The following is a 1,322-nucleotide window of genomic DNA, read 5'->3' on the forward strand; positions in this document are numbered from 1 at the left end:
CCGCCACGGCGACGACGCCGCCAACCTGCAGCTGCTGCTTGACCAGCTCGCCGACGTTCCCGATGAGTACCGCGGTGCCGCGTTCGTCTGCGCCGCGGCACTGGCCGTCCCCGGGTCCGGCGCAGGGGAGGGCCGGGAAGTTGTGGAGTACGGGCAGCTCGAGGGGACGCTGCTGCGCGAACCCCGAGGGGCCGGCGGCTTTGGCTACGACCCGGTGCTGCAGCCCAGCGGTCTTGACCGCAGCTGTGCCGAGCTGAGTCCGGCGGAGAAGAATGCCATCAGCCACCGCGGGCACGCGTTCCGGGCGTTGCTTCCGGCCATCGTGGAGGCGCTGTCCGGGAGGTAGCTGACCCTGGAATCACGGGAGTTAACAAAGGATGGCGCCCCACACTGTGGGGGCGCCATCCTTTTGCGCTGACTGTCCGGAACGCCTGTCCCGAACGGGAGTTACGGCGTCTTGCGTTCCTCTTCGGGCTCGTGCTCCTCGATGAACTCCTCGACGACGTCCGTGCCGTACTTCTCGGCCTGGCGCTTGGCGATGAAGCCGCGGGCAACCTCAATGGCGATCGGGACCACCGACACCAGGACGATCGCGATGAAGATGATGTCGAGGTTTTCGCGGACCCACGGGAAGGTATCGCCCAGCAGGTAGCCCAGGAGTGTCACACCGCCGCCCCACAGCACGGCGCCGATCACGTTGAACACGAAGAACTTGCGCTTGCTCATTTGGGCGACGCCCACGATCACCGGGACAAAGGTCCGGATGATCGGCACGAAACGCGCCAGGATCAGGGCCTTGCCGCCGTGCTTCTCGAAGAACGCGTGCGCGCTCTCGACGTTTTCGCGCTTGAACAGCTTCGAATTTGGCTTGTTGAAGATGGCCGGGCCGGCTTTGGAGCCGATCAGGTAGCCCACCTGGTTTCCGATGATCGCTGCGACGATGATCATCACCACGAATGCCCAGATGTTGACCTTGATGGTCCCGGTGGCCACGAGGAGTCCGGCGGTGAACAGCATCGAGTCGCCCGGCAGGAAGAACCCGATCAGCAGGCCCGTCTCGGCGAAGATGATGCCGCAGACCAATAGCACCACCCACGGCGCGAGGGCGGGGTCGGCCAGGAAGACCTGGGGGTTCAGCCAGTCGGGCAGGAACGAGGCGAGCTGCGGCTGCACCGGGCCTGCNGATCGTGGACACGGCGAAGTCACTCAAAGCTAAAAGGTTCACCTGTCAAGGGTACTTGACGGCCGCCGTCGGACGCCGACGCTGCGTGGCGCCGACCGCGGCACTGGGGCGGCACCGGGGGCGGCACGGGCGCGGCCGG

General features: G+C 66.3%; 1 protein-coding gene and 1 pseudogene (1 of these 2 running past the window's edge). One reads left to right on the forward strand and one right to left on the reverse strand.

Annotated elements, in window-relative coordinates:
* Nucleotides 1-346 (forward strand): annotated as a pseudogene (locus K789_RS23065) (non-canonical purine NTP pyrophosphatase) (it extends 267 nt beyond the left edge of the window).
* Between the two features lie 101 nt (nt 347-447).
* Here K789_RS23065 and K789_RS23070 read toward each other — a convergent pair.
* Nucleotides 448-1,173 carry a VTT domain-containing protein gene (locus K789_RS23070; protein ID WP_051181033.1) on the reverse strand — a complete coding sequence of 242 codons (726 nt, stop codon included), beginning with the start codon at nt 1,171-1,173 and terminating at the stop codon, nt 448-450.
* Between the last annotated feature and the right edge of the window lie 149 nt (nt 1,174-1,322).

It is taken from the genome of Arthrobacter sp. TB 26 (assembly GCF_000427315.1).
Taxonomy (GTDB): Bacteria; Actinomycetota; Actinomycetes; order Actinomycetales; family Micrococcaceae; genus Arthrobacter.